The following is an 18,568-nucleotide window of genomic DNA, read 5'->3' as shown; positions in this document are numbered from 1 at the left end:
TAACACAGCGTCCGAGATGGTGCTGTTCGACCGATTCTGGAAAAGCTCGCGCGCCGGCGCTTCGGAGCCCGATGGCGCGCCCGCGGAGTATTTCGCGCTCTACGAATCAGCCCGTCCGCTCGATGAGGATGACGATGATGACGCGCCGCGCCCGCGCGTTTCCGGCACGCCAGATTTTGCCGCGTGGGACGCAAAGCTGGCCGGGATCGACGAGGCGCTGGATGTCGCTGAAAAGCGCAGGTTGCGCTGGTGGCAGCGCGATTACTGGCGGGTGCGTTCCCGGTGGTGGTGGGCCGGGCGGGCCGCGATGGCGTTTGCGGCCATCTTCGCTCTGCTGGTCAGCTGGTTGCTGATCACCGCGCCGCTCTCCAAAAGCCTTGAACCCATCGCCCCGCCGCAGGTTACGCTGCTGGCCAGCGATGGCACGCCGATTGCGCGGCAGGGGGCGGTGGTTGAAGCTCCGGTCAAAGTCGCCGACTTGCCGCCGCATGTGGTGCAGGCCTTCCTCGCGATCGAGGACCGGCGGTTCTATTCGCACTGGGGCATCGATCCGCGCGGGATCGCCCGGGCCGCGTGGACGGGATATGGCGGGGGGTCGACGATCACCCAGCAGCTTGCCAAGTTCACCTTTCTGACGCCCGAACAATCGCTGAGCCGCAAGGCGCGTGAGGCGCTGATTGCGATCTGGCTGGAAAGCTGGCTGACCAAGGACGAGATCCTCGAACGCTATCTGTCGAACGCCTATTTCGGCGACAACCAGTATGGTTTGCGCGCGGCGTCGTTGCATTATTTCTACCGCCAGCCGGAAAAATTGCGCCCCGAACAGGCCGCGATGCTGGCCGGGTTGTTGCAAGCCCCGTCGCGCTATGCTCCGACCAAGCATTACGACAAGGCGAAGAAGCGCATGGAACTGGTCATCGGTTCGATGGTCGACGAAGGCTACCTCACCGCGGCCGAGGCCGCCGCGCTGCCCGATCCGCGCATCGATGTGCGAACGCGCGACGATAACCTGCCCACCGGTACCTATTTTGCCGACTGGGCGCTGCCGCTGGCGCGTGAGGGGATGGAGGCGGGCTATTCCAAGGCGGTGCTCACCACCACGCTGGACTCGCGGTTGCAAGCGCTCGCCAGCCGGATCGTTGCGCGCGCGCCGCTTGGGCCGAACAAGGGCGGCGCGCAGGTCGCGCTGGTGGCGATGCGCCGCAATGGCGAGGTGGTGGCCATGGTGGGCGGGCGCGATTACAGCGCCTCGCCCTTCAACCGCGCCACGCAGGCCCGCCGCCAGCCGGGATCGACCTTCAAGACGTTTGTCTATCTGACCGCGCTGGAAGCCGGGTGGGAACCGGACGACACCATTCCCAATACGCCGATCACCCAAGGCAGCTATCGGCCCAAGAACGCGCGCGAACAGTATTCGGACCAGATCACGCTCGAAGATGCCTTTGCCCAGTCGAGCAATGTGGCAGCTGTCCGGTTGCTTCAGGCGGTGGGCAGCGACAAGGTGATCCGCACCGCCCGCCGCCTCGGCATCACCGCGCCCATGACCGAAGGCGACCCGAGCCTTGCGCTGGGCACATCATCGATGACCCTGATGGAGCTGACGGCAGCCTATGCCGGGATCGCGGCGAACGAATACCCGGTCGAACCCCACGCCTTTGCACGGGGCGAGCCGGGCTGGTGGGAATGGCTGACAACCCGAAAGGGTTCGATGTCCTCGTCCACCCACGACGATCTGGAAGGCATGCTGCGCGCCGCGATCAACCGCGGGACGGGGCGCAATGCCGTGTTGCCGATTGCCAATTTCGGCAAGACCGGCACCACGCAGGATTACCGCGATGCGCTGTTCGTCGGCTATGCCGGGGATCTGGTGGTGGGCGTGTGGGTCGGCAATGATGACAACACGCCGCTGAACGGTGTGACCGGCGGCAGCACGCCCGCGCGCATCTGGCGCGATTTCATGCGCGGTGCGCTCAAGGTTGAAGCCGCGCCTGCTCCCAAGGTGGAAACGTCGCCCGATCCCCAAGGACCGGTCCAGCCGCTTGATGTGCTTGAAGGGGAGCAAATTCCGCTGGGGCAGGACGGCGCGAGCATCAGCATCGACGGGGCGGGCGTGACAATCCGGCAGGACGGCGCACCGGTTGAAGTACGGGTCGACGGCCAAGGGGTAGCCGTGCAACCCTCGGCATCGCCCACGCCGGTCGATCCGCCTTAAACCATCAGGATATTCATCACTGCCGTCGCAATCGGGCGGGAGCGGTCGGTCTGCCAGGCTTCGACGGTGATGTTGGCATTGCGGCGCCCCAGCCGGGTGATGCGCCCGGCTGCAAAGCTCGCCTGCGATTTGCCCGCAGCAAGGTATTGGACGGTGATGTTGATCGGCTTGAGTTGCGGATCGCGTCCCGCTGCAAGCAATGCGGTGCGCAGCGCGGCGTAGCCTGCATTTTCCAGCAATCCGGCGGTTGCGCCGCCGTGAAAATGCTGCGGGCGCCCTTCAACCGTAGGCCCGAAATCCACGGTGAGCACCGGCATCCCCGCCTCGTGCGTGCCGGTCGCGACAATCCCGAGCGAGCGGGCATAGGCGGGCAGTTCCACACCCTCAGACATCGGTTTTCCCCTGCACCGCCGGATTGCCCTCGCGCGGGTCTGCGCCAATGGTCATGAACACGCCGGCGACATGGGCGACCGGATCGTCGGGATCGCCATCATGCGCAATGCCGCGGACAAAAGCGGCAGAGCGCGTGCGCCGATAGCATTCCACCCGTCCGCGCACGCTCGCCCGTTCGCGCGCGGGGCGCTGGTAATCGACCCTGAGATCGAGCGTGGCCACGGGATTGAAACTGCCCGCCGTCTGCCAGATCGCCATGCCGCTGGCCATGTCCATCAGGCTGATGATGGGGCCGGAGGCAAGCACCGGGCTGCTGCGGTCGCCAAGCAGATCTTCGCGCCACGGCAGTTCCAGCTCGACCCAATTCTCGCCTTGATCGGCGAATTTGAGGCCGAGCCAACCGGTATGGCCGTGGCGGAAGAACCAGCGCGAGGCTTCGCGTGCGTCGAACCGGGCAGGGGGCGTGGTCATGGTGGGGTGCATAGGGGCGGGGGCGCTTGGCGCACAATCGTTTATTTCTTGCAGGGGCGCACGCGCTTCAGTTGCTCAGCAGGGCCACGCCGACGGCGATCAGAACAACGATTGTCCCGATCAGGGCCAACCAGCCGCAACCGGTCCGTCGCCTCCTGCGGGTCGAGGAGTCGGCAAGTGAACCAAGCTCCCCCAATGCTTCTATCGCTATCCCGGCGGCATCCTCGATCACTTACAGCACGCCCCCTGCCAGCCGGTCGATCGCGCCTTGCAGAATCACCGCTGCGGCATGAGCGTCGATAGCGGCGGCGCGTTTGGCGCGGCTCATGTCCTGCCCGATCATCGCGGCTTCGGCGGCCTGGGTTGACCAGCGTTCGTCCCACAGCAGCAGCGGCAGGCCGAAAGCCTCAGCGCAATTGCGGGCATAGGCGCGCGAGGCCTGTGCGCGCGGACCTTCGGAGCCGTCCATGTTGCGCGGGAGACCGAGCACGATCCCGCGCACGCTTCGGGCCTGGATCAGTGCGGCGAGGGTCTCGCGGTCCCGGCCCCACTTGCCGCGCTGAATGGTGGTGTTGTTGGTGGCAAAGCGCCATCCGGCATCGCACAGGGCGGTGCCCAGCGTCTTGGTGCCAAGGTCAAGGCCAAGCAGCACGCCGCCCTCTCCGAGCGCGCTGCCAAACCCGCGCGCATCTTCAAAGATCAGGGCTGTTTCTGCCACGCTGCGATCCGCCGGGTTACGTCAGCCTTGGTGTTCGCCCAGAACAGCGGCAGATCGTAAACGTGGTAGTTGTTGCCGGGCAGGACGTAGCTGCCCATTTCCGGCGGTGCGCCGATCAGCAACAGGCCGCGCGCATCGCAGCGGGCGGGCACCAGACCCGGCACCAATTCGCCCTTTTCCATGCTGTCTTCGGGCACCAGCGTACCAAGGTTCGCACTGGCGGGCGCAGCGCCGCCGACCATCCCGGTCAACGGGTTGGTGCACAGCATCGCGCTGCGGCCGGGCTTATCGCCATCAAGCGCGGGCGCTGAGCCATAGGCTTCCAGCACCAGTGCCGGATCGGCCGGTTCGGCAAAGCTGGACCAGCTGATAATGCACCCGGTCTGCGCTGGCACCGCGCAAGGGGGAAAGCCGATAACAGGCAGATCGTGTTCGACCGAAACCGGCCAGCCGATGATGTAGGCTGCCGCCAGCCGCGCCGCAGCGGGAGAGCCTTGCACTTCTTCCGCCAGCAGGCGCTTCAGATGCAGCGCGCCTTGCGAATGGCCGGCCAGCACGATGGGCAGCGCCGGATCGACCGATGACAGGAAATAGCGATAGGCCTCGCGCACATCGGCATAGGCGGCATCGACCGCCTGCTTGCCTTCAGGCGCGTCGGTCAGGAACGCGCCCATCGTGGCCTGGCGGTAGCGCGGCGCCCAGATTTCGCTCGCCGCGTTGAACGGGCTGGCCATGCCGCGCAGATAAATGCGCGCGACGCGTTCAGCCTCGGGATCGCCGCCATTGGCGAGCGGGGCGTTCCAGTTCGAGCGGTTGAGATAGCTGGTCGGGTGGACAAAGAAGACCGCAAACCGCTCGGCGGGCGGGGTTGGCGTAGGCGCAGGATCGCTGCCGGCCGCAAAGGCGGGTTGCCAGCGCGATGGATCGCTGGTCCCGATGCCGGGGCGCGAATACCACAGAGCGGGGTCCTGATAGGCATTGGCTTCAAGCGGCGCGACTGGTGCAAAGTCGGACGATGGCACCATCGCCAGCCGCGTGAGCTCGTTCGGAAAGCGCGCGAGCAAAAATGCACCCGCGATCACCACAATGATGCACAAAGCGACGAAATAGAGAAACTTGCGGGCCATTTTTGGTGCGGTGCCTCAGCTCATTTGGCCGCTGCACCTTCGGCCAGCGGCGGGCGCAGGGTCGTCCATGCGCGGTCGCCGCGCAGGCTGGTGAACCAGCTCGCCGGGTTCCAGGTGGTCGATCCATCAAGGCTGAAGGTAATGAATTCGGCCCGTCCGCCGATATTGGCCAGCGGCACGCCATCGCCCAGACCGTTCTCGATTGCGGCCGCGCGGCTATCGGCGCTTTGGTCGCGGTTGTCGCCCATCACGAAGACGCTGTCGGCCGGGACGGTGTAGGGGCCGTAATTGTCGAGGCTTTGGTCCATGTAATCAATGGTCAGATAGGTCGCGCCATTGGGCAGGGTTTCGCGCCAGGTCGGCGGGTCGAAATAGTCGCGCCCGTCGGGGCCGGTCTTGCGAAAGGCCTCGAAGGCGGCGAGGCAGGGGCTGCCCTTGCACAGCAATTCCGGTTCAAACGGCAGGCGCACCGGGGGCACCACCTCGCGCTTGATCGGCGTGCCGTTGAGGATGATCTGTCCGCCGCGCACTTCGATCGTATCGCCCGGCAAAGCGACCACGCGCTTGATGTAATCCTCGTCGCGCACCGGGTGGACGGGGATCACGATGTCGCCATATTCCGGGGTCGCGGGCCAGATCCGCGTGCTCGACCGGGGCAGCAGGTGAAAGCTCGCCGAGGCCCAGGACCAGCCGTAAGGATACTTGCTCACCACCAGCCGGTCGCCCACCCACAGGGTCGGCATCATCGAGGTGGAAGGGATGTAGAACGGCTTGGCCACCAGGCTGTGGAACGCCAGGACCGCCAGCAGCATAAGGGCCAGCCCGCGGATTTCGGCGAGCCAGTTGACCGTATCGGACGTATCAGCCGGGTGCGGGGTATCGATGGATGCCATGGAGAGGGCCGCTTCACAGAGGGATGGCTTCGATGATCACAAAGGCCTGCGCCCAGGGGTGATCATCGGTGAGGGTCAGATGGATGCGAGCCTCATGGCCTGTCGGGACCATTTCTTCAAGTCGCAAAGCCGCCCCGCCGGTCAGGGCGAGGGTGGGGGCACCCGATGGGGCGTTAACCACGCCGATGTCCTTCATGAACACGCCGCGCCTGAACCCCGTGCCCACGGCCTTGCTGAAAGCTTCCTTGGCGGCGAAGCGTTTCGCGTAAGTGCCCGCAATGGTGAAGGGGCGGCGGCGGGCCTTGGCGATTTCAGTGGCGGTGAAAACGCGGTTCTCGAACCGCTCGCCATAACGGGCGAGCGAATTGGCGATCCGCTCGATATTGCAGAGGTCGGAGCCCATGCCGATAATCAACAGACTACTCCAAACACTGCGCTGGCACGGGCGCGCAGCGACTGCAAGGCCGACTGGCCGCCCGCAGCGATGCGGACGTCAGGCCGAATGAGCGAGGATATCGCTCGCCGGACGGCAAGCGTAATCAAGGAAGCGCCCTCGCAACCACCGCCGCCAGCAGCGCCAGCGCAATCACGTGCAGCATCACCTGCGATTTGAACAGCGGATGCGCAAAATCGCCCTTGGCCATCTTGAGCGCGCCGACAAAGCCGAAAATCATCAGCGCCAGCCAGCCCACCGCAAACACCACCATAACCTGCGCATTCAGCGCAAAGCCGAGGAAGCCCACGGCCAGCAGGAACAGCGCAGCCGCGCCGAAGGCCCAGCGCTTCTGTTCACCGGACAGGGTAGGCAAGTCAGGCTGGTTCAGCGCACTTCATCCATCAATTCGCGCATCCGGCGGATCGCGTTCTCAAGGCCGACGAACACCGCCTCGCCAATCAGGTAGTGGCCGATGTTGAGTTCGGCGATTTGCGGGATGGCAGCGATGGGCTGGACATTCTCAAAGGTGAGGCCGTGGCCTGCGTGGGCCTCGATCCCGTTCTTGGCGGCGAGAGCGGCCATGTCGGTGATGCGGCGCAGTTCGCGCTCCACTTTGGCACCGTCGCCATCCAGCGCGGCGTGGGCATATTCGCCCGTGTGGAACTCCACCACCGGCGCGCCGAGCCGCAGGGCGGCGTCCAATTGCCGCTCGTCCGCTTCGATAAACAGCGATACGCGGATGCCCGCAGCCCGCAATTCCTCGGCAATCGGGGCCAGCGTGTTGTGCATGCCTGCTGCATCCAGCCCGCCTTCCGTGGTGCGTTCTTCGCGCTTTTCGGGGACGATGCAGGCGGCATGGGGTTTGTGGCGCAGCGCGATATCGAGCATTTCGCGGGTGGCGGCCATCTCGAAATTGAGCGGCAGATTGGTGGCTGCCTGAATGCGCGCCAAATCCTCATCGCGGATATGGCGGCGGTCTTCGCGCAGGTGCGCGGTGATCCCGTCGCCGCCGACAGCCGCGACAATCTCCGCCGCGCGCACCGGATCGGGATGAACCCCGCCGCGCGCATTGCGAATGGTGGCCACGTGATCGATATTGACGCCGAGACGGAGGGGGCGGGGCTGGTTCATTGGGGTCCTTGCGGGCAGGCGGCGAGGCTCAGCATCTCGAAGGAGAAGCCCGCGCCCTGCCAGATTTCGCCGAAATCGAACTCGGCCTGATCGGTGAACATCGCGAGCGCCATTTTGGTTTCCGGCAGGATGAAGTTGCGCACCTGCACCCCGCCGATGGCGCCGCGCCGCTCGATGATGCGGACCGGCGCGGCGCAGCCCTTGAGCGGCGCTTCGAAGGCCCATTGCCCCAGCGCAAGGTAGCCGAGTTCGGGCTGACCGTCCCATAGTTCGGCGAGGGCTTCGGGCGGCAGATACTGACCGGTAGCAAGATGCATATCGAATGCCACCAGATCGAAGGCAGTGCCGTAAAGCGCGCCCGCCGCGCCAAAGCTGGCGATGTCGAACGTCGGTTCACGGACGTTTGCGACATAGCCGGGCCACGGCTCGGGGACAGGCTGCGCATCCGCAAGAGGGGCGATCCCGATCAGTGGCCGATCCCATAGCTTCGGGTCTGACTGTGCGAAGCTGCGGCGTTTGCGCATGTCGAGGATCGCCTCCCAGCTTTCGCCCGTTACTGCCTCCAGCAGCGCGCCAGCGACGATGTAATCACAGTTGTTGTAGGACCAAGCTCCTCCCGGTTCGCCCCTGACCGGCCCGGCGCAATAACCGGTCAGCGGGTCCTTGTTTCCTGCGAAATCGGGTGTGTAGTAACTCGGTACGCCTTGAGGGTCAGGCTTGGTATCGTCGGGATTGGGAAGTCCGGTCTGATGCCGTAGCAGTTGGCGCACCGTTATAAGGCTTGCATTCGGCGACCGGAACTCCGGAAGGTAGCGAGCTACCGGTGCATCGAGTGCGATGGTCCCGCGGGCAACCTCTTGCATAATCATCACCGCGATCACCTGCTTGGTGACCGAAGCCCAGCGCCACGGCAGGCCGGTCTCGCGGCGATTGCCATCGGCGTCCTGTGCAACAGCGGTCGAGGTATACAACTCACCGTTGTCGAGCGGCGAGAATGCGATGGCGATCTCTCCGCTGAAGCGGGCGTCTTTCATTTTCGCCCCGACCACCTTCGAGAAATGCGAAAAACGCTCGCCGCGCGCTTCTTGTTCAGGAGTGAGGGAAGGCCGTTCAATCTTGATTGTAGGGCGCTCTTGAGGCTGGGGCGCTTCGTTTTGCGCTGCTCCGGGCGCGGCCATGAGCGCAAGCACCGCGAATCCAAGGCGCGTGAACATCAATTCATTCCTTCCGGCTGCCGGGCTTTGTCACTTCTACGCTGGCCAGCGCCGCAGGGATGTCGTTTTCGTCATAGGTCGGAAAATCAATGGCGAGCAGTGGGTAGAACGGCACGCCCAGATCGACCGAACCGCACGAACGGTCGATGATCGCGCATTCTGCAATCACTTCGGCCCCTTCGCGCGCGACGGCCGCAATGGCTTCGCGGCTGGAGAGGCCGGTGGTGACCACGTCCTCGACCATCAGTACTTTGGCACCGGGTTGCAGCGCAAATCCTCGGCGCAGATGAAACACGCCATCGGGCCGCTCAAGGAACAAGGCATCCTTGCCCAGCGCGCGGCCGACTTCGTGACCGATGATAATGCCGCCCATGGCCGGTGATACGACGACATCAACCGCCGCGCGCACCGCATCGGGGATGCCCGCGACCACCGCTTCGGCCAGCCGAGCAGCGCGGGCGGGGTTCATCAGCACGCGGGCACATTGCAAGTAATGGCCACTATGGCGTCCGGAAGAAAGTTTGAAGTGCCCTTCAAGCAATGCACCAGAGCCGCGGAATTCGGCCAGAACTTCATCTTGCGTCACGGGGTAACTCCGCAGAAATCGGAAGGAAAAACGCCAGCTTGCGCCGGGGTCATGGTGGCTTGCATAATTTTCTCCCTAGAAGCGCTTGAGGCCCTCGGCAAGCGCGGCTAAGGGCAGGGATGAAGCTGGCCTTATGGCTGGCTAAACGCTGTCGGTAGCGGGTCTGATAGGGCCAAGCGGCGGGCAGTATGGGATCAGATTCGAACCACTTGGACACATGATGATGGGTCAAAGGCATACCCGTATGAAAAAAGCTCTTCTGGCGCTTGCGGCCGGACTGTCGGTGCTTGCGCCGATGAACGTTGCTGCACAGGATTCCGTTCCGGCGGCACCTGTGGCAGTGGACGCTGCGCCCGCGGCTGAGGCTGCGGCGCCTGCGCCTGCGGCCAGCACCTACACCCCGATGGCTCCGACCAAGGGCAAGGGCATGCCGACCTCGTTCGAAGATGATGCTGCCAAAAGCATTACCTTCCAGGACCAGTATTCGGACAATGGCGAATACGCGCTGTGGATGCATGACCGCATCCTGATGCCGGTGATCACGATCATCAGCCTGTTGGTGCTGGGCCTGCTGCTGTATGTGGTGGCGCGCTTCAACCGGGCGCGCAATCCGGTTGCTTCGCGCACCACGCACAACACGGCGATCGAAGTGATCTGGACGATCGTGCCGGTGATCATTCTGGTGATCATCGCGGTGCCTTCCATCACGCTGCTGGCGCGTCAGTACGAAACGCCGCCGGCCGATGCGGTGACGATCAAGGCAACGGGTTACCAGTGGTACTGGGGTTATGAATATCCCGACCACGGCGGCATCGAAGTGATTTCGAACATGCTGGACGAAGGCGAAGCGGTCCGCCGCGGTGAGCCGGGCCAGCTGGCTGTGGACAAGCGCATGGTGGTGCCCGCGGGCGTGCCGCTGCGCATCCAGACCACGGCAAGCGATGTGATCCACGCCTTTGCTGTGCCATCGCTGTGGTTCAAGATGGACGCGGTGCCGGGCCGGCTCAACGAAAAGCTCCTGACCATCAAGGAGCCGGGCGTGTATTACGGCCAGTGTTCCGAACTGTGCGGCGCGCGTCATGCTTACATGCCGATCGCGGTTGAAGCCTTGCCCCCGGCTGAATTTGCCGCCTGGGTGAAGGCGCAGGGCGGGACGATGCCGGGCGAAGAAGCTGCGGCTCCGGCCGCAGCCCCGGCTGATGCTGCCGCCGCCGCCGCGCCGGCCGCCGCAAGCTGAACCAGACAACACGTGTTTAACGCAGAAGAGTAGCGAACCCATGGCAACCACCGCAGAAGGCTTCGACGCCCATCACGATTATGGGCATGACGCCCACGATCACGCGGACCACAAGCCGGGCTTCTTTGCCCGCTGGTTTATGTCGACCAACCACAAGGACATCGGCACGATGTACCTGATCTTCGCGATCATCGCGGGGATCGTGGGCGGCGCGATTTCGGGCATCATGCGCGTCGAACTCGCCGAACCGGGTATCCAATACCTGCAATGGTGGGCGCAGTTCATGGGCGGCGCCAATGATATCAATACCGCGCTCCACATGTGGAACGTGTTCATCACTGCCCACGGGCTGATCATGGTGTTCTTCATGGTCATGCCGGCCATGATCGGCGGCTTTGGCAACTGGTTCGTGCCGCTGATGATCGGCGCGCCCGACATGGCCTTCCCGCGCATGAACAATGTCAGCTTCTGGCTGACCGTGGCGGGCTTCTTCAGCTTGCTGTTCTCGCTGTTCGTCCCCGGCGGCACCGGCCCTGGCGCCGGCACCGGCTGGACGGTCTACGCGCCCTTGTCGACCAGCGGGTCGGTTGGTCCGGCAGTCGACTTCGCGATCTTCTCGTTGCACCTTTCGGGCGCAGGCTCGATCCTGGGTGCGACCAACTTCATCACCACCATCTTCAACATGCGCGCGCCGGGCATGACCCTGCACAAGATGCCGCTGTTCGTGTGGTCGGTGCTGGTCACTGCCTTCCTGCTGCTGCTGGCGTTGCCGGTTCTTGCCGCCGCCATCACCATGCTGCTGACCGACCGCAACTTCGGCACCACTTTCTTCAACCCGGCCGGCGGCGGCGATCCGGTGCTTTATCAGCACCTGTTCTGGTTCTTCGGCCACCCTGAAGTTTACATCATGATCCTGCCGGGCTTCGGCATGATCTCGCAGATCATCGCCACCTTCTCGAAGAAGCCGGTGTTCGGTTACCTCGGCATGGCCTACGCCATGGTGGCGATCGGTGTCGTCGGCTTCATCGTCTGGGCGCACCACATGTACACCGTGGGCCTCGACGTGAACACGAAGATGTACTTCACAGCCGCCACCATGGTGATCGCGGTGCCGACCGGCGTGAAGATCTTCAGCTGGATTGCGACGATGTGGGGCGGCAGCCTCAGCTTCAAGTCGCCGATGGTCTGGTCGATGGGCTTCATTTTCCTGTTCACCGTGGGCGGCGTCACCGGCGTCGTGCTGGCCAATGGCGGGATCGACGACAACCTGCACGACACCTACTACGTGGTGGCTCACTTCCACTACGTGCTGTCGATGGGCGCCGTGTTCTCGATGTTCGCCGGCTTCTACTACTGGTTCCCGAAGATGAGCGGGCGGATGCATTCCGAGCTGCTGTCGCACATCCACTTCTGGACCTTCTTCGTCGGCGTGAACGTGATCTTCTTCCCGCAGCACTTCCTGGGGATGCAGGGCATGCCGCGTCGTTACCCCGACTATGCGGAAGCCTTCACGTTCTGGCACCAGGTCAGCACCTACGGGTACTACATCATGGCCGGCTCGATGATCTTCTTCTTCGTCAACATCGCCTATGCGCTGCTGGCCGGTAAGAAGGCGGCTGCCAATCCGTGGGGCGAAGGCGCGACGACGCTGGAATGGACCCTGCCGAGCCCGCCGCCTTACCACCAGTTCGAGACGCTGCCGGTCATCACCGACAGCATGGACTACCACGATCACCGTCCGGCCACAGCGTAAGGGCGGGGCATGATCGGCTCCTGTACCGGAGCATAAGCAAACGGGGGAGCGCGGGCCGGTGCCCGCGCTCCTTGCCGATGGAACACAAATGACAATGGCAAGCACAGCATCTCAGACCACTGCGACGCTCCCGACGGAATGGCGTGATTTCTTCACCCTGACCAAGCCGCGGGTGATGACGCTGGTGATCTTCACCGCGATCTGCGGCGTGCTGGCGGCCCCCGGCACAATCCATCCGGTGCTTGGTTTCACCGCGATCCTCGCGATTGCGATGGGCGCAGGCGGCTCTGCGGCGCTCAACATGTGGTGGGAAGCCGATATCGACGCCGGAATGAAGCGCACCATGAGCCGCCCTCTGCCCGGTGGGCGGATGCGGCGCGAGGATGCGCGCGATTTCGGCATTTTCCTGTCGGCGGTCTCGGTCGGGCTGATGGGTGTTGCCATCGGCTGGCTGGCGGCAGCGCTGCTGTTTGGCGCGATTATCTATTACGCTGTCATCTACACCATGTGGCTGAAGCCGCGCACCCCGCAGAACATCGTGATCGGTGGCGGTGCAGGCGCGTTTCCGCCGCTGATCGGCTGGGTCGCGGTCACGGGCGAGATTACCGCGATGCCGATCCTGCTGTTCGCGATCATCTTCTTCTGGACGCCTCCGCATTTCTGGGCGCTCGCGCTGTTCGTGCAGTCGGATTACGCCAAGGTGGGTATTCCGATGCTGCCGGTGGTGGCAGGCGAGAAGGTGACCCGCCGTCAGATCATGATCTACACCCTGCTGCTCGCACCGATTGCGATTGCGCCGTGGTATATTGGCGGGACGAGCTGGATTTATGGCTCGGTCGCGGTCGTGCTCAGCGCGTTGTTCGTGGTGCTGGCGATGCCGGTGTTCACCCGGATGCGGGCCGAAACTGACGCCATGACGCCCGAAAAGGCGCTGTTCAAGTTCTCGATCGTCTACCTCTTTGTGCTCTTCGCCGCGCTCGTGGCAGACCGGGTTGCGGCCTATCAGGGGTGGATCGCATGACCCCCGAAGAGGAACGCGAATTCCTGCGCCGCCGCAAGGCGCGCAATTGGGTTGTGGCAGGCACGTTGCTGTTTTTCGTGCTGTTGTTCTATGCGATCACCATCGTGCGGATCGGGGATCCGGGCTGATGGCCACGCTTCCGCCTGTCTCGGATGATGCCGCCCGCCGCAATCTGCGGACCGGGGCGCTCGCCTTTACGGGCGCGTTGGCGATGCTGGGGCTGGGCTATGCCTCGGTTCCGCTCTACCGGTTGTTCTGTCAGGTGACCGGCTTTGGCGGAACCACGATGCAGGCAACCGAAAGCGACGCGGCCCGCGCGGCCACTCTGGCAACGGGTCGGCAGATTTCGATCCGGTTCGACGGGACCAGCGCGATGGGGATGCCGTGGACGTTCCGCCCAGTCCAGGCGACCGACACCGTCACCATCGGCGAACGCGACATCGCGACCTATACCGCCCGCAACGACAGCGATCAGCCGATCACTGGGATGGCGACGTTCAATGTCACGCCCGAACAGGCGGGCAAGTATTTCAACAAGATCCAGTGCTTCTGCTTTACCGAGCAGACGTTGCAGCCCGGGCAGGAAGTGACCATGCCAGTGCTGTATTTCGTCGATCCGGCGATGCTGGATGATCCGAACATGGCCGGCGTTGAACAGATCACGCTCAGCTATACTTTTCACCGCGCGAAGGACCCGGTAAACCCGGCGGCCTCGGGCATCAATTGACCATCTGACGCACAACCCAGGGACGGGAACGACCAATGGCTGGCAAAGTAAACCACGAATACCACATCCTTGAACCCGATATCTGGCCGCTGGTCGGCTCGTTTTCGGCGCTCACCTTCACCAGCGGAATGGTGCTGAGCTTCCACCCCGATCTGTTCGGCAGCGCCGCCAGCATCGTCATGTGGGCGGGTCTCGCCGGTCTGATCGCCACCTTCTTCATGTGGTTCAAGAACATCGTGGTCGAAGCCGAGCGCGGCGATCATACGCCCGTGGTTCAGCTGCACATGCGTTACGGCATGATCCTGTTCATCGCGTCCGAAGTGATGTTCTTCGTCGGGTGGTTCTGGAGCTTCTTCGACTTCGCGCTGTTCCCGACCGCGCTGACCTATGACGCGGTGGCTGGCACCACGACCAGCCTGTTCGGTCAGGAAGGCGCACCGGCTGCGGCTTTCATCCCCACGGGCATGGAAGTGCTCGATCCCTTCGCGCTGCCGTTGCTCAACACGCTGATCCTGCTGTGTTCGGGCACCACGGTCACCTGGGCGCACCATTCGCTGATCCATGGCGACCGTCAGGGCCTCAAGCAGGGCCTGTGGGCAACGATCGCGCTGGGCGCGCTGTTCAGCTGTATTCAGGCCTATGAATATGCCGCTGCACCCTTCGGCTTTGGCGGCAACACCTATTCTTCCGCCTTCTACATGGCGACCGGCTTCCACGGCTTCCACGTGCTGGTGGGGACGATCTTCCTCGGCGTCTGCCTGTATCGCACCTATCTCGGCCACTTTACCCCGCGCCAGCACTTCGGCTTCGAAGCGGCGGCATGGTACTGGCACTTTGTCGATGTGGTGTGGTTGTTCCTGTTCGTGGCCATCTATGTATGGGGCGGCTGGGGTGCTGAATTCCATTGATGACGTCGGGCGAAAGTCCGAATGAACACAAAGGGCAGCCGGGATTAGTCTCGGCTGCCCTTTCCGGTTTGTGTCCCCGGTGCGGCGGCAAGACGCTGTTCGCCGCACCTGCCGCGCTGGCGGATGAATGCGCGAACTGCGGGCTGGATATTCGTTCGCTGGAGCGTGGCGGCAGGTTTGTTGGCGTCGTCACGATGCTGCTGGCGCTGGTGCTGATCCTCGCCGCGCTCGGTGTGGACGAGTGGCTGAGGCCGCCGCTGTGGGCGAGCTTTCTGTTCTGGGGGCCGTTGACGGTGGTGAGCGTCATCTTCGGCCTCAGGCTCTACAAGACCATGTGGGTCTATCACCAATACGAGGAAACCCAGCAGCCATGACCCGCCGCGTGCCGATATTTGCAACGATCATTGTGGTGGCCGCAGTCGCCACCATGATCGGACTTGGCGTATGGCAATTGGGGCGAAAGGCCGAGAAAGAAGCGCTGATCGCGCGGTACGAGACGGCGCTGGGCGATAGCGCTGTCGTGCCATGGCCGAAGCCTGCGGATTACGCGCGCGATATGTTCCGCCGGACAACGATTGATTGTCTGGCGGTGCAAGGCATCGATCCGATTTCGGGCAAGTCTGCCACCGGCCGTTCGGGCTGGGTGCATGTCGCGCGGTGTGACCATGCGGGCGGCGGCGTGGCGGACGTTACCATCGGCTGGTCGCGCTCGCCCGAATCGCCGCGCTGGACTGGCGGCCCGGTGACAGGCCGGATCGCCAGCTATGGCGACACCATCCGGCTCGTGGCAGAAACGCCGCAAGCCGGGCTTGAACCGCTGGCCAAGCCCGATCCCGGCGACCTGCCCAACAACCACTTGGCCTATGCGGGGCAGTGGTTCTTCTTCGCTCTCACCGCGCTGGTCATCTACGTGCTGGCATTAAGGCGGCGAGGGCGCTAACTCGCGCCCCCATGCAATACGTATCGACCAGGGGGAGCGCGCCCGCGCTCGATTTCGAAGGGGTGACGCTGGCGGGGCTGGCCAGTGACGGAGGGCTGTATGTGCCCGCCGAATGGCCGCAGTTCAGCATGGACGAGATTCGCGCCATGCGCGGGCTCGCCTATCCCGATCTGGCCGCGCGGATCATGGCGCCCTTTGTCGCAGGCAGCCTGACCGAGGACGAACTGCTGGCGATCTGCCACGCGGTCTATGGCGATTTCGGCCATGCTGCCGTGGCGCCGCTGGTGCAGCTTGATCCGCAGCACTGGCTGCTCGAACTGTTCCATGGCCCGACACTGGCTTTCAAGGACGTCGCGCTGCAACTGCTGGGGCGCCTGTTCGAGACCTTCCTTGCTCGCCGCGATGAACGCCTGACAATTGTCGGCGCGACCAGCGGGGACACGGGCTCCGCCGCAATACAGGCGGTAGCCGGGCTTGAGCGGGTCGAAATCTTCATGCTCCACCCCAAAGGCCGGGTCAGCGATGTGCAGCGCCGCCAGATGACCACGGTGCGCGCACCCAATGTCCATAACCTCGCGATCGAAGGCAGCTTCGATGATGCGCAGGCCCACGTGAAGCGGATGTTCAACGACGGGCAAGTGACCACGACGCTCAATCTCGGCGCGGTCAATTCGATCAACTGGGCGCGGTTGATGGCGCAGGTGGTCTATTACTTTGCCAGCGCCCTGCAACTCGGCGCGCCTGACCGGACAGTGGCGTATTCGGTGCCGACGGGAAATTTCGGCGATGTCTTTGCAGGCTATGTTGCAGCGAAAATGGGTCTGCCCATCGAAAAGCTGATTGTTGCCACCAACATCAACGACATTCTCCACCGCGCACTGTCGAGCGGCGATTATTCGGCAGGCGGCGTCACGCAAACGATCACGCCGTCGATGGACATTCAGGTGTCCTCCAATTTTGAACGCTTGCTGTTTGACGCTGGTGGCCGCGATGGCACCGCCATGGCTGAACAGATGCGCGCCTTTGAAGCCAGCAAGGCGATGACCCTTACCAACGCACAGGCGCAGGGCGCTGCCGCCCTGTTCACGAGCGCCCGCGCCGATCAGACCGAAACCGCGCGCGCGCTGCAATGGGCGTACCGCGCTGCCGGGCAGGTGATCGACCCACACACGGGCGTGGGCCTGCACTGCGCGCAGGCAGTGGCAGCCAGCCTGCCGTCAGGCGTGCCGATTGTCACGCTGGCGACGGCGCACCCTGCCAAGTTCCCCGATGCGGTGGAGCGCGCGATTGGCGTGCGTCCCGGCTTGCCCGCGCGCGTGGGCGACCTGTTCGGGCGCGAGGAGAGCTTTGTTGAAATCGCCGGCGATTACGCCGCCACCCGCGACCATGTGCTGGGCCATGCTGCCGGAACGAGCGCGGCTTCGACCAGCGCGGTCTGATGGCTGATCTCGTCCAGCAACCCCTGGTGATGACCTGCGAGGGGTGGGATTCCTATCGCCTGCTCGACAGCGGAGCTGGGCGCAAATGGGAAGCGTTTGGCCCCCACAGCTTCATCCGCCCCGAACCGCAGGCAATGTGGCAGCCGCGCCGCGCCGGTTGGCCCGCCGACGCAGAGTTCATCCCCGGCTCGGACGAGGATGGCGGCGGACGCTGGCAGTTCGAGCGTGCTGTGCCTGACGAAGGCTGGGCGCTGGCATGGAACGATGTGCGCTTCACCGCGCGGCCCACACCCTTCCGCCACCTGCAATTCTTCCCCGACATGGCTCCGGTGTGGGACTGGATGCGCGGGCAGTTGGAGGGCATGACCGAGGCTGAAACGCTCAATCTGTTCGGTTACACCGGCCTCGGCAGCCTTGCCCTGTCGCAGCACGGGCGCGTGACCCATGTCGATGCGTCCAAGAAATCCGTGGCACAGGCGCGCGACAACGCTGCCCTGTCCGGCATGGAGGATCGCCCGGTCCGCTGGCTGACCGACGATGCGGCCAAATTCACCGCGCGCGAGGTGCGGCGGGGCAAGCGCTACGACGGGATCATTCTCGATCCCCCCAAATTCGGGCGCGGGCCGGATGGGGAGGTTTGGCGGCTGGAAGAACATCTGCCCGGCCTGATCGCCGACTGCGCCAAGCTGCTGGACAGCGATAGCCGGTTCCTGTTCCTCACCGTTTATGCTGTGCGGATGAGCAGCCTTGCGATTGCGGGCCTGCTGGCCGAGGCGCTCAGCGGGCTGCCGGGGCAGATCGAACACGGCGATCTGGCGGTGCGCGAAGCGGATGCCGCAGAGCATGGGGGCGCGCGCCTGCTGCCCACCGCCATCTTCGCGCGCTGGAGCAATCCCGCTTAGCGGCCGCCGCATCGCTCGCGGGAAGCCGAAAACCGCTGCCCACTTTTCGGCGCGATGCTCTAAGGCCCCGCCATGACCGATTCGCTGACCCTTGAAGTTAATGATCTGCTCGTCGATGTCCTGACCGGGATTTATTCCGAAGAGACGGGCAAACCGCAGCCGCTGCGCATTTCGATCGCGGCGCGCTACACGCTGGCCGATCGCTATGATCCCGACACGCCGCTGGATGCATCCAAGAATTACATGGATTTGAAGTTCGCAGCCAGCGGCGGCTTGCCGCAGGGCGTACATTTCAAACTGATCGAAGCGGTCGCCGATCACATCTGCGCGACCCTGTTCGTGCAGGATGCCAAGGTGCAGGCTGTCACGGTCAAGATCGTCAAGCTGGCGATTGCCGAAGCGGACGAGCAGATCGGCATTACTCTCCACCGCGAACGGCCTGCGGCCCACGGGGCGTAAG

General features: G+C 64.1%; 23 protein-coding genes. 12 read left to right on the top strand and 11 right to left on the bottom strand.

Going from position 1 to position 18,568, the window contains the following annotated elements; all coding sequences use genetic code 11:
- The first annotated feature begins 16 nt into the window (after positions 1 to 16).
- A complete protein-coding gene (locus C0V72_RS00795; RefSeq protein ID WP_101791304.1) occupies positions 17 to 2,212 on the top strand; it encodes a transglycosylase domain-containing protein in 2,196 nt (731 codons plus the stop codon).
- Here C0V72_RS00795 and C0V72_RS00790 read toward each other — a convergent pair.
- The 11 genes from C0V72_RS00790 to pyrE form a co-directional block, all read right to left on the bottom strand.
- On the bottom strand, positions 2,209 to 2,604 hold the full coding sequence (locus tag C0V72_RS00790; protein ID WP_101791303.1) for a PaaI family thioesterase: 396 nt from the start codon (positions 2,602 to 2,604) through the stop codon (positions 2,209 to 2,211). The genes C0V72_RS00795 and C0V72_RS00790 overlap by 4 nt on opposite strands.
- Entirely contained in the window at positions 2,597 to 3,076 is a 480-nt protein-coding gene (locus C0V72_RS00785) for a PaaI family thioesterase (RefSeq protein WP_101791360.1), read from the bottom strand. The genes C0V72_RS00790 and C0V72_RS00785 overlap by 8 nt, the downstream gene beginning before the upstream one ends.
- A 67-nt stretch (positions 3,077 to 3,143) precedes the next feature.
- Positions 3,144 to 3,308 (bottom strand): hypothetical protein, encoded by a 165-nt coding sequence (locus C0V72_RS16305; protein WP_172438858.1) that lies wholly within the window; start codon positions 3,306 to 3,308, stop codon positions 3,144 to 3,146.
- Complete coding sequence (ruvX, locus tag C0V72_RS00780; RefSeq protein ID WP_101791302.1) at positions 3,309 to 3,794, bottom strand: Holliday junction resolvase RuvX; 486 nt, start codon at positions 3,792 to 3,794, stop codon at positions 3,309 to 3,311.
- On the bottom strand, positions 3,776 to 4,921 hold the full coding sequence (locus C0V72_RS00775; RefSeq protein ID WP_101791301.1) for a DUF3089 domain-containing protein: 1,146 nt from the start codon (positions 4,919 to 4,921) through the stop codon (positions 3,776 to 3,778). Before C0V72_RS00775 ends, ruvX begins: the two co-directional genes overlap by 19 nt.
- 20 nt (positions 4,922 to 4,941) lie before the next feature.
- Positions 4,942 to 5,814: a signal peptidase I gene (lepB, locus tag C0V72_RS00770; protein WP_101791300.1), complete on the bottom strand. Its 873-nt coding sequence runs from the start codon at positions 5,812 to 5,814 to the stop codon at positions 4,942 to 4,944.
- Between the two features lie 13 nt (positions 5,815 to 5,827).
- Entirely contained in the window at positions 5,828 to 6,229 is a 402-nt protein-coding gene (acpS, locus tag C0V72_RS00765) for a holo-ACP synthase (RefSeq protein WP_101791299.1), read from the bottom strand.
- 124 nt (positions 6,230 to 6,353) lie between these two features.
- On the bottom strand, positions 6,354 to 6,623 hold the full coding sequence (locus C0V72_RS00760; protein WP_233999710.1) for a pyridoxal phosphate biosynthetic protein: 270 nt from the start codon (positions 6,621 to 6,623) through the stop codon (positions 6,354 to 6,356).
- 11 nt (positions 6,624 to 6,634) lie between these two features.
- Positions 6,635 to 7,381, bottom strand: coding sequence for a pyridoxine 5'-phosphate synthase (locus C0V72_RS00755; RefSeq protein WP_101791297.1), 747 nt, complete (start codon positions 7,379 to 7,381; stop codon positions 6,635 to 6,637).
- Positions 7,378 to 8,415 (bottom strand): serine hydrolase domain-containing protein, encoded by a 1,038-nt coding sequence (locus tag C0V72_RS00750; RefSeq protein ID WP_172438857.1) that lies wholly within the window; start codon positions 8,413 to 8,415, stop codon positions 7,378 to 7,380. Before C0V72_RS00750 ends, C0V72_RS00755 begins: the two co-directional genes overlap by 4 nt.
- 184 nt (positions 8,416 to 8,599) lie before the next feature.
- The gene (gene pyrE, locus C0V72_RS00745; protein ID WP_101791295.1) at positions 8,600 to 9,181 is read right to left on the bottom strand and encodes an orotate phosphoribosyltransferase; all 582 of its coding nucleotides are present in this window, start codon (positions 9,179 to 9,181) and stop codon (positions 8,600 to 8,602) included.
- A gap of 244 nt (positions 9,182 to 9,425) precedes the next feature.
- Here pyrE and coxB point away from each other — a divergent pair, with 244 nt between their 5' ends.
- The 11 genes from coxB (at position 9,426) to C0V72_RS00695 (ending at position 18,567) form a co-directional block, all read left to right on the top strand.
- Complete coding sequence (coxB, locus tag C0V72_RS00740) at positions 9,426 to 10,418, top strand: cytochrome c oxidase subunit II (RefSeq protein ID WP_101791294.1); 993 nt, start codon at positions 9,426 to 9,428, stop codon at positions 10,416 to 10,418.
- A 40-nt stretch (positions 10,419 to 10,458) separates the two neighbouring features.
- On the top strand, positions 10,459 to 12,171 hold the full coding sequence (gene ctaD / locus C0V72_RS00735) for a cytochrome c oxidase subunit I (protein ID WP_101791293.1): 1,713 nt from the start codon (positions 10,459 to 10,461) through the stop codon (positions 12,169 to 12,171).
- Between the two features lie 94 nt (positions 12,172 to 12,265).
- Positions 12,266 to 13,192, top strand: a complete 927-nt coding sequence (locus tag C0V72_RS00730) for a heme o synthase (protein ID WP_101791292.1) — start codon at positions 12,266 to 12,268, stop codon at positions 13,190 to 13,192.
- On the top strand, positions 13,189 to 13,320 hold the full coding sequence (locus C0V72_RS16705; RefSeq protein WP_267893422.1) for a hypothetical protein: 132 nt from the start codon (positions 13,189 to 13,191) through the stop codon (positions 13,318 to 13,320). Before C0V72_RS00730 ends, C0V72_RS16705 begins: the two co-directional genes overlap by 4 nt.
- A complete protein-coding gene (locus tag C0V72_RS00725; protein WP_101791291.1) occupies positions 13,320 to 13,919 on the top strand; it encodes a cytochrome c oxidase assembly protein in 600 nt (199 codons plus the stop codon). Before C0V72_RS16705 ends, C0V72_RS00725 begins: the two co-directional genes overlap by 1 nt.
- A 35-nt stretch (positions 13,920 to 13,954) precedes the next feature.
- On the top strand, positions 13,955 to 14,827 hold the full coding sequence (locus C0V72_RS00720) for a cytochrome c oxidase subunit 3 (RefSeq protein WP_101791290.1): 873 nt from the start codon (positions 13,955 to 13,957) through the stop codon (positions 14,825 to 14,827).
- The gene (locus C0V72_RS00715) at positions 14,827 to 15,201 is read left to right on the top strand and encodes a DUF983 domain-containing protein (protein ID WP_233999709.1); all 375 of its coding nucleotides are present in this window, start codon (positions 14,827 to 14,829) and stop codon (positions 15,199 to 15,201) included. Before C0V72_RS00720 ends, C0V72_RS00715 begins: the two co-directional genes overlap by 1 nt.
- Positions 15,198 to 15,767: an SURF1 family protein gene (locus C0V72_RS00710; RefSeq protein WP_101791289.1), complete on the top strand. Its 570-nt coding sequence runs from the start codon at positions 15,198 to 15,200 to the stop codon at positions 15,765 to 15,767. The genes C0V72_RS00715 and C0V72_RS00710 overlap by 4 nt, the downstream gene beginning before the upstream one ends.
- A gap of 11 nt (positions 15,768 to 15,778) precedes the next feature.
- A complete protein-coding gene (gene thrC, locus C0V72_RS00705; protein ID WP_101791288.1) occupies positions 15,779 to 17,206 on the top strand; it encodes a threonine synthase in 1,428 nt (475 codons plus the stop codon).
- Positions 17,206 to 18,108, top strand: a complete 903-nt coding sequence (locus tag C0V72_RS00700) for a class I SAM-dependent methyltransferase (protein ID WP_101791287.1) — start codon at positions 17,206 to 17,208, stop codon at positions 18,106 to 18,108. The genes thrC and C0V72_RS00700 overlap by 1 nt, the downstream gene beginning before the upstream one ends.
- Before the next feature lie 72 nt (positions 18,109 to 18,180).
- Positions 18,181 to 18,567: a dihydroneopterin aldolase gene (locus tag C0V72_RS00695; RefSeq protein ID WP_101791286.1), complete on the top strand. Its 387-nt coding sequence runs from the start codon at positions 18,181 to 18,183 to the stop codon at positions 18,565 to 18,567.
- The last annotated feature ends 1 nt before the right edge of the window (position 18,568 follow it).

Origin of the sequence: Porphyrobacter sp. TH134 (genome assembly GCF_002855495.1) — a bacterium.
Taxonomy (GTDB): Bacteria; Pseudomonadota; Alphaproteobacteria; order Sphingomonadales; family Sphingomonadaceae; genus Erythrobacter.
The sequence above is the reverse complement of the archived record's forward strand: the minus strand, read 5'-3'. Positions and strand labels throughout refer to the sequence as shown.